At 52.9% G+C, this 13350-nt stretch carries 10 protein-coding genes and 1 tRNA gene; 10 read left to right on the top strand and 1 reads right to left on the bottom strand.

The annotated features are described in order from the left end of the window. Positions 1-89 precede the first annotated feature (89 nt). The 7 genes from tpiA (at position 90) to ACOOFE_RS14145 (ending at position 10017) form a co-directional block, all read left to right on the top strand. Complete coding sequence (gene tpiA, locus ACOOFE_RS14175; protein WP_420415519.1) at positions 90-848, top strand: triose-phosphate isomerase; 759 nt, start codon at positions 90-92, stop codon at positions 846-848. A gap of 110 nt (positions 849-958) precedes the next feature. After that, on the top strand, positions 959-1342 hold the full coding sequence (gene secG / locus ACOOFE_RS14170; protein WP_420415518.1) for a preprotein translocase subunit SecG: 384 nt from the start codon (positions 959-961) through the stop codon (positions 1340-1342). A gap of 133 nt (positions 1343-1475) precedes the next feature. Next, complete coding sequence (locus tag ACOOFE_RS14165; RefSeq protein ID WP_420415517.1) at positions 1476-3104, top strand: CTP synthase; 1629 nt, start codon at positions 1476-1478, stop codon at positions 3102-3104. A gap of 31 nt (positions 3105-3135) precedes the next feature. Continuing rightward, a complete protein-coding gene (locus ACOOFE_RS14160; protein WP_420415516.1) occupies positions 3136-3960 on the top strand; it encodes a VOC family protein in 825 nt (274 codons plus the stop codon). Positions 3961-4861: 901 nt separating this feature from the next. Next, the gene (locus ACOOFE_RS14155; RefSeq protein WP_420415515.1) at positions 4862-5419 is read left to right on the top strand and encodes a hypothetical protein; all 558 of its coding nucleotides are present in this window, start codon (positions 4862-4864) and stop codon (positions 5417-5419) included. A 278-nt stretch (positions 5420-5697) separates the two neighbouring features. Continuing rightward, positions 5698-6858, top strand: a complete 1161-nt coding sequence (locus tag ACOOFE_RS14150; RefSeq protein WP_420415514.1) for an efflux RND transporter periplasmic adaptor subunit — start codon at positions 5698-5700, stop codon at positions 6856-6858. Next, positions 6859-10017 carry an efflux RND transporter permease subunit gene (locus ACOOFE_RS14145; protein ID WP_420415513.1) on the top strand — a complete coding sequence of 1053 codons (3159 nt, stop codon included), beginning with the start codon at positions 6859-6861 and terminating at the stop codon, positions 10015-10017. It abuts the gene before it with no gap. Between the two features lie 370 nt (positions 10018-10387). Here the strand turns inward: ACOOFE_RS14145 and ACOOFE_RS14140 are convergent. Continuing rightward, positions 10388-10463, bottom strand: a tRNA-Lys gene (locus ACOOFE_RS14140). Between the two features lie 369 nt (positions 10464-10832). Here ACOOFE_RS14140 and ACOOFE_RS14135 point away from each other — a divergent pair. The 3 genes from ACOOFE_RS14135 (at position 10833) to ACOOFE_RS14125 (ending at position 13332) form a co-directional block, all read left to right on the top strand. Next, the gene (locus ACOOFE_RS14135; RefSeq protein WP_209010723.1) at positions 10833-11126 is read left to right on the top strand and encodes a hypothetical protein; all 294 of its coding nucleotides are present in this window, start codon (positions 10833-10835) and stop codon (positions 11124-11126) included. A 306-nt stretch (positions 11127-11432) separates the two neighbouring features. Then, entirely contained in the window at positions 11433-12404 is a 972-nt protein-coding gene (locus ACOOFE_RS14130) for a TAXI family TRAP transporter solute-binding subunit (protein ID WP_420415512.1), read from the top strand. A gap of 187 nt (positions 12405-12591) precedes the next feature. After that, positions 12592-13332, top strand: coding sequence for a cytochrome c biogenesis CcdA family protein (locus tag ACOOFE_RS14125; RefSeq protein ID WP_420415511.1), 741 nt, complete (start codon positions 12592-12594; stop codon positions 13330-13332). Positions 13333-13350: the final 18 nt, after the last annotated feature.

Raw genomic sequence — 13350 nt, 5'->3', positions numbered from 1 at the left:
AAGACGGCAAGAACAAACATCTTGATGATAAGGCGTTGCATGGCGGCGAGCGTTCTGGTCTATAGGCGGAAAATACTCAGGAGAATTGCATGAGCACGCCGATCAAGCCGATGGTAGCCGGTAACTGGAAAATGAACGGTCTGAAAGCCGGTCAAGCCGAACTCCACAAGATGTTGGCCGGAATTTCAGAAGATCTGGCTGACCGTGTGGATGTGATGATTTGCCCGCCTGCGACTCTAATCTCATCGTTTGCAGAAAAGATTTCCGGCAATCTTATGGCAATTGGTGCGCAAGATTGTCATGCGGCGGCATCGGGCGCACACACCGGTGACATCTCTGCAGCTATGATCGCCGATGCTGGGGCCAAGGCTGTGATCGTTGGTCATTCCGAGCGGCGGACCGATCATGGCGAAAGCGATGCGGATGTAAAAGCCAAAACCGAAGCCGTCTGGGCTGCAGGTTTGATCGTGATTGTGTGCGTTGGGGAAACCGAAGCGGAACGCAAGGCCGGTGATGCAGTCGCTGTTGTCGAACGTCAGCTCGAAGGCTCTGTGCCGGACGGCGCAACTGCGCTCAACACGGTTATTGCCTATGAGCCGGTTTGGGCCATTGGTACCGGTTTGACGCCGACGGCCGGTGATGTTGAAGAAATACATGAAGCCATGCGGGTTGCTCTGGCGGGCCGGTTTGCTGCTGAAGGCAGCGCTATGCGGCTGCTCTATGGCGGCTCTGTAAAGCCGGGCAATGCGAGCGAATTGATGGCAGTGGAAAACGTTGACGGCGCGCTTGTTGGCGGGGCCAGCCTTAAGGCAGATGATTTCCTGGGCATCCTTGCGGCATACGAATAATGTGCTGAACCTTGACGCTTTAGGAAAGAAGCATCAATTCAAGGGTAGAAAGCGGCGGTCTTGTGGTGTAGAAGGCCGCCAATCTTGTATTTTGAACTGAACGGAAGCCGATGGAAACCGTAGTCATCGTGATCCACCTGATGGTCGTCCTGGCCCTGGTGCTTGTTGTCCTCCTGCAGCGCTCTGAAGGCGGTGCGCTCGGCATTGGCGGCGGCGGCGGCGGTGGCGTCATGTCCAGCCGCGGAACGGCAAACGTTCTGACCCGTGCTACTGGCATTCTGGCGGTCGCTTTTTTCGCAACATCTTTGACACTCAGCCTGATCGCCAAAAATGAAGAAAGCCCAGCATCTATTCTGGATGCAGCTCCAGTTGCAACTGACGGCGCGCCGGCAGTCCCGGGTGCTGACGCAGATGGCGGCACTGGCGGCGGGATTCTTGATTCGCTCAAACAACAGAGCCAACCTTCTGGGCCACAGGTTCCAGCCGCTCAATAAGGGAGCGGCGCCGGAAAACCGGCCTATTCGCCTAACATATGCCCTGCGGCTCAAATCGCAGGGCATTTTTATGTGTTAAGAACGTAACTCCCGAATGGTCAAACGACCCTTCGAAAGGATATGGTATTGCTCCATGGCGCGATACATTTTCATCACTGGCGGCGTGGTCTCCTCGCTTGGTAAAGGTCTTGCTTCGGCGGCACTGGGCTCTCTGCTCCAGGCCCGGGGCTATAAGGTTCGGCTGCGTAAGCTCGATCCGTATTTGAATGTCGATCCGGGCACTATGAGCCCGTATCAGCATGGCGAATGCTATGTGACAGACGACGGGGCGGAGACTGACCTTGATCTCGGTCACTACGAACGGTTCACCGGACGTCCGGCCAATCAGCAGGACAACATCACCACGGGCCGGATCTACCAGGACATAATCGCCAAGGAACGGCGCGGCGATTATCTGGGCGGCACGGTTCAGGTGATTCCGCATGTGACCGATGCGATCAAAAACTTCGTTCTTTCCGGCAACGAAGACTACGACTTCGTCCTGGTCGAAATCGGCGGAACTGTTGGCGATATAGAGGGCTTGCCGTTCTTCGAGGCCATCCGCCAGCTCGGCAACGACTTGCCGCGCGGTGATGCGGTTTATGTTCACCTTACTTTGATGCCGTATATTCCGGCAGCTGGTGAAATGAAGACCAAACCGACGCAGCACTCGGTAAAGGAACTGCGCTCGATCGGCATTCAGCCGGACATCCTGATGGTCCGCTGCGACCGTCCGATCCCGGAAAATGAGCGCCGCAAGCTGTCGCTGTTCTGTAACGTCAGAGAAGGCGCGGTCATTCCAGCCTATGACGTCAAATCGATCTACGATGTGCCGATCGCCTATCACAAGGAAGGCCTGGACGACGAAGTTCTGGCCGCTTTTGGCATCAAGGGGGCTCCGGCTCCGGTTCTCGACCGCTGGGAAGGCATTTCGGAAGCCGTTGCCAATCCGGAAGGCGAAGTCAAAATTGCCATTGTTGGCAAATACACCGTCCTGAAAGACGCCTACAAGTCCTTGATCGAAGCCTTGGTTCATGGCGGTATCGCCAACCGGGTCAAGGTCAACTTGGAGTGGATCGAATCGGAGACCTTCGAGAAGGAAGATCCAAGTCCATATCTGGAAGGCGTCCACGGTATTCTGGTTCCCGGCGGTTTCGGTGAACGTGGTGCGGAAGGCAAGATCGCCGCGGCGCATTATGCGCGGACCCGCGACATTCCCTATTTCGGAATTTGTTTCGGTATGCAGATGGCCGTGGTTGAGGCAGCCCGTAATCTGGCCGGAATCACCGAGGCAAGCTCGACGGAATTTGGCCCTGCCAAAGAGCCGGTTGTCGGCCTGATGACCGAGTGGACCAAGGGAAATGAGAAAGAAAAGCGTGTCGCGGACGGCGACCTGGGCGGCACTATGCGCCTGGGAGCTTATCCAGCTGCGCTGAAAGCCGGCTCTAAGATCGCGGACGTTTATGGCTCCACCGCCATTTCGGAGCGCCACCGGCACCGGTATGAGGTCAATATTGATTACCGAGAGCAATTGGAGAAATGCGGCCTGATCTTCGCCGGCACTTCTCCGGATGGTGTTCTGCCAGAAACAGTGGAAATTGCGGGTCATCCGTGGTTTATCGGCGTTCAATACCACCCGGAATTGAAGTCCCGGCCATTTGATCCACATCCGCTGTTTGCGTCGTTCGTTGGCGCAGCACTTCAGCAGAGCCGACTGGTTTAAGGCCTAATCCAAACTATCTGGAGAGAAAAGAATGGTGCGCGGCCTTGATCATGTTGTGATGCCTGTTCATGACCTTGGAGCCGCCGCCAGAGCGTTTGAAAAGCTCGGCTTTACAGTGTCGCCTGAAAACCGGCATTCCTGGGGTACGGCCAACCGATTGATCCAACTGGATGGTTTTTTTCTCGAAATCCTCTCCATTGCCGAAGACAGTTTGATCACCGACAGTGAAGGATCTTCCTTTTCATTCGGTGGTTTCAACCGGGATTTTTTGAACAAGCGGGAAGGGACCAGCATGCTGGTCCTGGACAGCTGTGATCCGGAAAGAGACCGGGCCGATTTTGAAAAGGCTGGGCTAACGCTGTTTGATCCCTTTTCCTTCGGCAGGATCGCCAACAGGCCGGATGGCTCGACCGCTGAAGTTGGATTTGATCTGACTTTTGTCGGGAATCCGGCAAGCCCGGACATCGGCTACTTTACCTGCCGCAACAAATATCCCGAAAACTTCTGGCAGCCGGTTTTGCAAAACCATGCAAATGGCGCTCAGGCGATCAAGGTGGTCTATATGATCGCGGAAGATCCCTCAGATCATCATGAGTTTTTGGGTGGGTTCACAGGCCAGCGGGAAATGCGGGCAACAAGCCTTGGATTGGAACTCGACACCGCCCGAGGCCAGATTTCTGTCCTAAACCCTCGGGCTTATCGGTCACTCATCGGCGATGACGCCGCTGACGCAATGACTGGACCCTTGCCACAAATCGCGGCAATTGAAATTGCTTGCACTGGTGTCACAGAACGGCGTGTTGTTCCCGCCAGTCAGCTTTTTGGGTTAACTCTCATCTTTTCGCCAGCTGCTTAAGTCGTGCAGGTAAAGCAATCTCCACACTTCTGGGTCTTTTCAAAGGTTGAAATTGCAGGGATGTTGTCGTTTTGCGAGTATATAAACACTTGCTGAGCCGTGTGATGAACCTATTTGTTTAATTGGATTATGTGATCTCGCGTTCAATTACGGAGTTTCTTGGTATGACGGTTCGGAGTTTTGGGGGCGTTTTCCGGTGGTCTTTAACAGCCGCTATTGCGTCTGTTTTTCTGGCTGCGTGCTCACCGACCACGAGCACCCGGGACAACCCAATTCCAGGCACATATGTCAACGGTAAATACATAGAACCGCCGCCGCGATTGTTTGGTCAAGGACATGGTGGCCGTTGACCCGAGTGGCGTGCTTGGAGTTCCTTCACTTAGACAAAACTGAACGGTTGAAATTCAAAGCCAGTCGCTTGTTCTGACTGGTGTCAGACCTTTCGCATGTTGAGTTGCCTAATCGGCCCAAACATCTAAATCACCACATCTGGATGCTTCAGCATCTTTTCCGGGCGTTGAAACTACCCTTGCGGTTTCACACATTTGTTCCACATTGTCGGAAAATAACCCATTTTTAGCAATTATCTGAATGACAAGACTTATTTGTGTTCGGGTTCTGATGAAAAAGGCAGGTCTCTTTGGAGTGGATCAATCTTTGAGCCTATTGGGCTAATGGAATTGGTGGAGTCCTGGATTTCGGTCAGTTGGTATTGTGAAGAAGGGTATCTTTTCAACGCAACGGATATACATCGATGCCAGTAGTTAAGTTACTTATGAATCTCCATTGTATGATCCGCTATTCATTCAAACTCATACAGGACATCGGTCTTATGCAATTACCAATTACTGGGCGAAGCCGGCACAGTTTCAAAAGAGCCCTTGTTTTCGGGTTAACCTGTATGACCGCCGCTATTGTCAGCGGCATCGCTGAAGCTGAAAGCTCGAACGCGTCAATGGCTTCTTCTCCGTTAACATCCACGTCCGAATGGATGGTTACCCACGCTGCACCAACTTGCGAGTTGGATCTGGCCGCTAGAACGCTTGTATTGGACTTCTCCGAAGCGCCGCAAACTACCGTAGGATTTGCTGATCGACCGGAAAGGAGTGCAAGACGGATGAACAACTACACCTACATAGATAAAGTTCTTTCTCTTATTATACAGGAAGAGAGCGTTCCAAACGGAGTGCTCACAGGAGCGCCATTATCGGCTGACGGAAGTTTGATCCCAGGAGGAATGGCGAACGTTGTCTTTGCGATAACTGGAGTGGAAACACAAAAACAAGAGAAGGTGATCTACACTTGGAAACAATCTAAGGAACAAGCCGAGGCGAGTTTTCTTGTGAAGCCGTTTATCGGAAACAATAATGCAGAAGAACAATTGGTCACGCTGGGCGGGTGCGGACTGACTATTGACCCACAAAACGGTTCGGGCATGGCGGACGGTTGTTGCGGCTAGTTTTGTGCGATTTTTGGATTTGCAGCCCTAGTTATGCCGGAAAACTCGTAGTGGGGCACTTGTGAACACACAGTGGCAACCAACACTGGAATTGATTTAGGTGTTTAAAGCTTAGTGGTGTTTCAATCGGGAGCCCATTGGCCAAAAACCCTTTGCAGTTTCACACATTTGCTCCGCATTGTCGGAGAATAAACCCTTGTTGAAACCGTAAGTCCTTCTATAGTGAACGCAATTGATCATAATGGCCGCCCTGGCCAACAGTTGCGGAGCCTACTCGTATGCATCCTGAGCGTTCTGGCCTCAAATCCCGCTTTGCAATTCTGCCGGTCCTGGCGGCAGTGTTTCTGGCCGGGTGTTCCGATAACACCGCAGAGCAGCAGGCTGCACCGCCGCCGCCGTCGGTGACCGTTGAAAAGGTGATCAAGACCGATGTCCGGGACAGTGCCCGGTTCGTCGGTCAGATCGCAGCGGTGGATCAGGTTGACCTGATTGCTCGTGTGAGCGGTTTCTTGGAAGAAAAGAAAGTCCCAGACGGCTCAATGGTGAAAGAAGGCGACGCGCTATTCACCATCGAAAAAGCCGAATATGAAGCAGCCCTTGCTAAGGCTAAAGCCGATGTCGCAAGCGCCAAAGCAGATGCGGCCCTAAAAGCCGCTGACGAAAAACGCGACAAGGATCTTTTCCAAAAAGGGCATGTTTCGGAAGCAGCCTACGAGGCGACGCTGGCGCAAAAGCAGCAGGCCGATGCTTCGGTTGCTGCTTCCCAATCCGCGCTGCAACAAGCTGAGCTCAATCTGAGCTACACCGACATTGCTGCTCCGTTCCCTGGGCAAATCGGTAAGACGACCTACAGTGTCGGTGAGGTGGTTGGGCCAAATACGCAAGCGCTGGTCAAGCTGATCCGCCTCGCACCGGTTTATGTGAATTTTTCGGTCAGCGAATCGGAATATCTGAACGCGGTACAGACCCACGGTTTTAGCCCCGCCGATATCAGCCCTGATAAATCACCGGATATCAAACTGGTTTTGCCGAATGGCAAAGAATACACCGACACCGGCAAAATCGTTTACATCGACAATGAGATTGACCCGACAACCGGGACGATTGCTTTCCGCGGTAAGTTTACAAACGAAGATCTCCGTCTTCTCGCTGGAACCTATGTCACCGTGATCCTTGAAGCGCCTAAGGCTGAAGAGGCGCTTGTTGTGCCGCAGTCCGCCATCCAGCGTGATCAGCAAGGGCCGTTTGTTTTGGCAATCACAGCCGACAAAAAGGTAGCACAGAAATACCTCGAGCTTGGTCAGCAGGTGGACACGACTTTTGTTGTCAACAAAGGCCTGGACGAAGGCGAAGAAGTGATTGTTGAAGGCCTTCAAAAAGTGCGGCCGGGCGTCGAAGTTGATCCAGTTCCTGCGACCAAGCCGGTGGAGCAAAGCTAAATGTTTTCAAGCTTTTTTATCTACCGGCCGAAATTCGCGCTGGTTATTTCTATCGTGATCACGCTGGCCGGCCTCTTGGGCTATGTGTCCCTGCCGGTTGAGCAGTTTCCTGACATCACGCCCCCTGTCGTCAACGTAACCGCCAATTACACCGGCGCAAACGCGGAAGTTTTGGAAGAAACGGTCGCCGCGCCGATCGAGGCGCAGGTCAATGGCGTTGACGACATGCTTTATATGCAGTCGACAGGCAACGACAGCGGCAACTATTCACTCAATGTGACATTTGCTGTTGGAACAGATCCGGACATCGCAACCGTCAACACACAAAACCGTGTATCCCAGGCAACCAGCCAGTTGCCGTCGGAAGTGACACAGAGTGGTGTGACGGTTCAGAAAGCCAGCACCAACATGCTGCTGGTTGTCACACTGTTTTCGCCGAATGGCACTTATGACGAAGTGTTCTTGTCGAACTACGCCTCGATCAACCTGAAGGATACGCTGGCTCGTGTCCAAGGGGTTGGCCGCGCCAACGTCATGACAGATTTCGCCTACGGCATGCGGATCTGGCTGGATCCAGACCGTTTGGCAAGCCTCGGCATGACACCGACCGATTTCATCAACGCGGTGCGGGACCAGAACATTCAGGTGGCCGCCGGCCAGATCGGCGCCCCGCCGGTGCCGGATGGGCAGCAGTTCCAATACACCATCAAAGCCAAGGGCCGTCTGGCGACCGCTGAAGAATTCGAGAAGATTGTTCTGCGGACAGGGTCCGACGGCGCTGTGGTCACAATCGGCGATGTTGCCCGGGTTGAACTTGGAGCGCAGTTCTACAACGCCAGCGGGGAATTTAACGGCCAGCCGTCAACGGTTCTGGCGATCTACCAGGCGCCGGGTGCCAACGCGCTGGCTGTTGCTGACGCCGTTCTGGAACGTCTCGACGCTTTGGCGGAAAACTTCCCGGAAGACATGGAATACAAGGTTCCGTTCAATACGACCGACTTTGTTCAGCAGTCTTTGAACGATGTGATTTCAACCTTGTTCCTGACCTTCTTGCTTGTTGTGTCTGTGGTTTTCATCTTCCTTGCCAACTGGCGGGCAACCATCATCCCAACAGTTGCCATTCCTGTTTCCCTTATCGGCACTTTTGCTGTTCTGCTTGCTTTCGGCATGTCCCTGAACACAATTTCATTATTCGCGTTGGTGCTGGCCATCGGGATCGTGGTCGATGACGCCATTGTCGTGGTGGAGAACGTCGAACGCATTATGGCCGAGGAAGGGTTGCCGCCCAAGGAGGCAACCGAAAAGGCGATGGGTCAGATCACCGGGCCGGTCATTGCGACGACCTTGGTGTTGCTAGCGGTTTTCGTGCCAACCATCTTTATGCCTGGAATTACTGGACGGCTATATTCCCAGTTCGCCGCCACGATTTCAGTCTCTGTTGTGATCTCGTCGATCAACGCTTTGACCCTGTCACCGGCGCTGTGCGGACTTGTGCTTAAGCCGCGGTCCGGCCCGCCGAAAGGCATCATGGGCATGTTCGACCGAGGCATCACATCGATCCGGGATGGCTACACAGCGATCGTCCGGCAATTGGTGAAAATGGCATTCCTTGGGGTCGCCGCTGTTGCCGGAGCGATTGCCATGATCCTGGTGCTCGGCGGCTCATTGCCACAAGGGTTTTTGCCGTTGGAAGATCAAGGGTATCTCATGGTCGATATCCAACTTCCTGATGGTGCGGCGCTTGAACGGACTGAAAAGGTCACCGATCAAGTCATTCAGCTGGCACGCGATACACCAGGTGTTCGGGATGTGACTGTCGTGAATGGCTATTCCATTTTGAACAGTGCGACGTCGTCAAATTCGGCTCTTGTTATTGCCACCATGACCGGCTGGGATGAACGCCAGGATCCTGGCCTTCATATCAATGACATTCTCGCTAAGTTCTGGGCACAGTTTTCCGCCATTCCGGGCGCCAATATCATCGCCTTCAATCCACCGCCCATCCCGGGCCTGGGCACCACTGGCGGTGTGCAGCTGATGCTGCAGCAGACCGGCGGCGGGACACCACAAGATCTTGCATCTGCGACAGGATCACTGGTCTATTCCGCAAATCAGAACCCTGATATTGGCCGGGCCTATTCGACGTTCCGCGCGAACGTGCCGCAAGTCTTTGTCGATCTGGACCGGGAAAAAGCAAAAACCCTTCAGGTAAACGTCTCTGAGGTCTTCACTGGGCTTCAGGCCTATCTTGGATCCTACTATATCAACGACTTCAATATTTTCGGCCGGGTGTACAAGGTCATGATCCAGGCCGATGGCCGATTCCGGGATCGGATCGAAGATATTGGCAATCTCTATGTGCGATCAGATACCGGCACGATGGTCCCCATTCGGAGTTTGGTGACGACGGAAAATGTGTTGGGGCCTCAAATCCTGACGCGCTACAACCTGTTCCGGTCCGCGGCAGTCATGGCCGATCCAGCTCCAGGAGCTTCAACAGGTGTGGTCATCAGTGGTATGGAGGCAGCCGCAGCAGAAGCTGTACCGCCGGGCTATACCTACGAATGGACGGGAACAGCAGCCCAGCAGCAGGGTGCTGGAGCAATTGTTACCTTCATCCTCATTCTGTCGGTGATCTTCACCTATCTCTTCCTGGTTGCTCAATATGAGAGCTGGACCATGCCAGTGGCCATTTTGATGTCGGTGACCATCGCACTGCTCGGTGCGTTGGTCGCAGTGTTCGTGACGGGTGGAGATATCAATCTCTATACGCAGATCGGGATGATCATGCTGATTGGCCTTGGGGCGAAGAATGCGATCTTGATCGTGGAATTCGCCATGGAACAAAGGGATAGTGGCAAGTCGGTCAAGGAAGCGGCGATTGAGGCCGCACATCTGAGGTTCCGAGCCGTCATGATGACAGCTTTGTCGTTCCTGTTGGGTGTTGTGCCGCTGATGACAGCCTCCAGCGCTGGCGCGGCCAGTCAGAACGCGATCGGTTTTGCCGTTTTTGGCGGCATGTTCTTCGCCACGACAATTGGCGTGATCCTTATCCCGATCCTTTATGCGTCGCTTCAGACCATGCGTGAAACGGTCAAAGGCTGGTTCGGCGATACTCCGAGCGTGCCAGCGGAAGAAGGCTCTCAGACAGCCTCCTAGTGGCTAAGCGGACCATAAGCAGCTTTTAAAGACATAGTTATCTGACCTAAATACAGAAAGGCTCCGGATAATTCTGGAGCCTTTTTGCGTGCGCCAACGGTGTCCGCAAAGAGCAGGAGAAAGCAAAGGAAAGTCAAAACTACATAAGGCTAGTTGTGTATCGCCATACTCTTAAAAGTGAGTGGCCTAGTTATATATTCCAATACCGCTGGGCTGGCTAAAGAGACTCCACGTCAATTATTACTGGGCGATGTCAGGTATATGCAGCGTATTTCTGTGGAATATGTCAAAAATGACATTGCCAAGCGCAAAAATTGCAATTTCCAAGAATTGCACGCTATAAAATTTCTGCTAAGTTTTTTTGAAGATTTGGTGAGCCGACAGGGGTTCGAACCCTGGACCTACTGATTAAAAGTCAGTTGCTCTACCAGCTGAGCTATCGGCTCCCACCAAATCCGACTTGGGAAGCGCTTCGTTTGCGCCGCACCGCGTCGGTGGCGCTGTGTTTATGCTGACACTGGGGACAATGCAAGAGGCAATTTCGTTTTTTTCAACAGGCCTGCAAAAAATGCGGGGAGTGCAGATAGAAAAACAGAAATTCGTGTCAAAAATCCTACCAATGAAGTGTTCATTGTGTGGTTGAAGTAATTCTCTATGTAAAAAAATGTATGTGGCAAAAAAGTGTCTCAGAGTAACAATGCATACATTTAAGTTGAGTTTAATTTTAAGAAAAATCATTCCGTTGTACTGCTAAAAGTGTCAGGTGGCGGCCCGATGCATTGTCATGTAACTTGTTTGGGACTGTGAGAGGTGACATGCATTCAACAACGAAAGAGACACAGATGAACTCGATCGAGTTCGATTTTGTGAAAGGGCACATCGCTGCGACGATGACTCTGATTCACGCCCTGATCGATCAAGGGGCAGTCGATAGAGAACGCCTGGATGGATTCTTCAAAGGGTTCATCGATGACCTTCCCAACAACAGGGATACGTTAAGCCTGCGATTGATCATTGATCAATGGCGGGAAGGGCTGCGCAATGGCGAATCCGAAGAAACGCTAAAAGGCGAGATTTTTGCGGTGATCGAAGGAGGGCGGATCAACTAAGGCCTCGCGATTGCCACCGGCCAATGGCGGCCGGTGTTTTTCTTTGAAATTGAAATTAAAAAGCCAATTGGTACCCATGAGAAGGTTGCCTGAAAAAGAATTGAACTTTCCCATCCCGAACGTCTTCATCTGACATCTCTGTGCACCAAACCGTGATCGCGCTTGCCAACTATCTTCTGGTGGCTGTGTTTGGTATGGCTTACCGCTAACGCTACGAAAGATATTTTGGGGGCGGTGGTGCTAAGTGATTGCAGCAGTTTGACAGCGGTTTTCTTCAAGCTCCAGTTTGCCGTCATGAGAGCAGCCGTGCTGTTTGTTCGAAATCTAACGATCTTTATTGGGATAGGTTTGGCCCTTCTTGGCGGCAATGCTGAGGCACGGGACCAGATGTTCATGACACTTGGAACGGGCAGTGTAACCGGTGTTTACTTTCCAACCGGGAATGCCATCTGCCGCAGTATCAATGAAACACGTGCTGAACACGGCATACGCTGCGCGGCTGAACCCGGCAGGGGATCAATAGGCAACTTGGAAGACCTTCGATCCGGAAAAACGGATTTTGCCATCATCCAGGCCGACTGGCTGCATCACGCCTATTCAGGAACCTCTGTGTTTGGAGATAAAGGTCCATTTTCAGATCTTCGAACAGTTTTGGGGCTGCACGTGGAATTGGCGACGATCGTCGTGCGTGAAACCTCCAATGTTCAATCATTGACAGACTTGAAGGGAAAACGGGTCAACATCGGCCCTGCGGGGTCCGGTTCAGCGGCAACATGGAAGCAAATCGCAGAGCTGTCTGGTTGGACTGATATTGAGCAACGGCACTTTACCCGCCAAGACTTGTCGGGACTAGGAGAGGCGCTGTGCACTGGAGCCATAGATGGTTATTTTGTTTTTATTGGCCACCCAGCCGGTGTGGTTGAAGATACACAGGAGCAATGCGGCATCCGCTTCATTGAGCTTGATGATCAAATAATCTCAGCCATGCTTGAAGATGCTGCATTTTATCGGAAAGCAGTCGTTCCAGACGAGACTTATGAAGGGCAAAGCGTGGTTGCGACCTTTGGGACACCGGCTTTAGTGATGACTACCAAAACCATGCCCGAAGCGGTCGTCGACACCGTTGTCCGGTCGGTCTTTGGTGACTTTGAAGACTTCCGCACAGCCCATCCTGCACTTGAGTACCTGCAAAGGGCGGAATTAGCCAATCCCAAGACGATTGCCCCGCTTCATCTTGGCGCACTACATTTTTATCGCGAACAAGGCTATTTGAATTAGCGGCAGGAGCCTGAAAGGGTTGCCTCTCGGCACAACACCAGCAAGCTTGAAGAATTTGAGGGCAGCTCTCCAAATGGTGAGCAATTCGTGTTTGTGCACTTTGGTGAAGCCGGGTACATAGCGTTCGAAGCGCCGGGTGGAAGAAGTGCTTGCTTGAGCGCAATAAATAGAACTGGTGGAAACAGGAATGATACAGGACGTAACCATTATCGGCGCCGTGCTTGCAGGCATTTTGTCGTTTGTTTCCCCCTGTGTTTTGCCGTTGGTTCCGCCCTACCTTGGTTATCTGGCGGGTGTGTCTCTCGATCAGCTGACCGGTGAGGATGACGCAGACGGGGACGCGTCGCGGCGCGTCTTCTTCAGTGCCGTCGTCTTTGTTCTCGGGTTTTCGACAGTGTTTGTCCTTCTGGGCGCTACAGCCAGTTTCCTCGGCCAATTTATCCGGACATATCTCGACTATCTTGGATACATTGCAGGGGCTGCCATCATCGTTATGGGGCTGCATTTCCTTGGCGTTTTCAAAATTGGGCTGCTTTACAAGGAAGCGCGCGTTCATGTCGATAAGAAGCCGGCAGGTCCGCTCGGAGCCTATGTGATCGGATTGGCCTTTGGGTTCGGCTGGACGCCGTGTGTGGGGCCGATCCTGGCAGCCATCCTGTTTGTTGCCGGGGCAAAGGACACCGTGCTTCAAGGCACCATTCTCCTGTCCGCCTATGCCATGGGGCTTGGCATTCCGTTTTTGTTGGCCGCTTTGTTTGCCGGACCGTTCCTGCGCTTCATGAAGCGGTTCCGCAAACACATGGGTGCGGTTGAAAAAACCATGGGCGGGATCCTAGTGCTCACCGGCATCATGTTCCTGACAGGTCAGATGGCCGTGTTCTCTTACTGGCTGCTGGAGACGTTCCCAGCGTTCCAATACATCGGCTAATCAGCGGCAGGCGCCCGC

Source organism: Roseibium sp., from assembly GCF_965216085.1.
Lineage (GTDB): Bacteria > Pseudomonadota > Alphaproteobacteria > Rhizobiales > Stappiaceae > Roseibium.
The sequence above is the reverse complement of the archived record's forward strand: the minus strand, read 5'-3'. Positions and strand labels throughout refer to the sequence as shown.

Excerpts from the sequence above, each read along its gene's own strand:
- tpiA (WP_420415519.1), top strand. The coding sequence starts at position 90 with ATGAGCACGCCGATCAAGCCGATGGTAGCCGGTAACTGGAAAATGAAC.
- secG (WP_420415518.1), top strand. The coding sequence starts at position 959 with ATGGAAACCGTAGTCATCGTGATCCACCTGATGGTCGTCCTGGCCCTG.
- ACOOFE_RS14165 (WP_420415517.1), top strand. The coding sequence starts at position 1,476 with ATGGCGCGATACATTTTCATCACTGGCGGCGTGGTCTCCTCGCTTGGT.
- ACOOFE_RS14160 (WP_420415516.1), top strand. The coding sequence starts at position 3,136 with ATGGTGCGCGGCCTTGATCATGTTGTGATGCCTGTTCATGACCTTGGA.
- ACOOFE_RS14155 (WP_420415515.1), top strand. The coding sequence starts at position 4,862 with ATGACCGCCGCTATTGTCAGCGGCATCGCTGAAGCTGAAAGCTCGAAC.
- ACOOFE_RS14150 (WP_420415514.1), top strand. The coding sequence starts at position 5,698 with ATGCATCCTGAGCGTTCTGGCCTCAAATCCCGCTTTGCAATTCTGCCG.
- ACOOFE_RS14145 (WP_420415513.1), top strand. The coding sequence starts at position 6,859 with ATGTTTTCAAGCTTTTTTATCTACCGGCCGAAATTCGCGCTGGTTATT.
- ACOOFE_RS14135 (WP_209010723.1), top strand. The coding sequence starts at position 10,833 with ATGCATTCAACAACGAAAGAGACACAGATGAACTCGATCGAGTTCGAT.
- ACOOFE_RS14125 (WP_420415511.1), top strand. The coding sequence starts at position 12,592 with ATGATACAGGACGTAACCATTATCGGCGCCGTGCTTGCAGGCATTTTG.